The 555-nt window shown below is 53.5% G+C and carries 1 protein-coding gene; it reads right to left on the reverse strand.

The window, feature by feature from the left end; translation table 11 throughout:
- Window positions 1–477: helix-turn-helix domain-containing protein (locus tag INT22_RS01210; protein ID WP_193067515.1), on the reverse strand; the 477-nt coding region annotated here is incomplete at its 3' end.
- Window positions 478–555: the final 78 nt, after the last annotated feature.

The raw sequence follows: 555 nt of genomic DNA on the forward strand, positions 1-555 counted from the left end.
GTAGATATCCATGATCAGGTAGAGGTACCAGTGCTGACCTCGTACAACGGAGGGGCAGAAGCTGATATCCCAGCTCCACACCTGATTCGGCCCTGTGGCGGTAAAGCTGGTGGGCTCAGGTACAGTGCGACGTGGTTTCATGCGTCCTCGATGATGGTGTTGCTCATGCTTTTTCAAGACCCGGTAGAAGGTCGACTCCGAGGCGAGATAGACGCCTTGGTCTGCCAGTAAAGGTACGATCTGAGACGGCGGTAAACTCTGATACTCAGGTTGATGACAGGTATTCAAAATAGCCTGCTCTTCCTCATGAGTCAGTTGATGCGGCTGGTTGCATTGCTCTGCATGTGGCCGTTGATCCTCAATAACCACGCCGCTTTCAGATCGCCAACGTTTGAGCGTCCGTTCGCTGACATTAATCACCTCGGCAGCTCGATAACGCGATGCGCCACGAGAAACCGCTTCATCAAATAACACCACCAGCCTTGTACGTTCATCGAGGTATGTCAGTCGTCCTCGCCGCGGTCCAGGTCGTCGCTGTACAAGGCTTCGAGCTTT

Origin of the sequence: Halomonas sp. 3D7M (assembly GCF_014897885.1) — a bacterium.
In the GTDB taxonomy this organism is placed as follows: domain Bacteria; phylum Pseudomonadota; class Gammaproteobacteria; order Pseudomonadales; family Halomonadaceae; genus Vreelandella.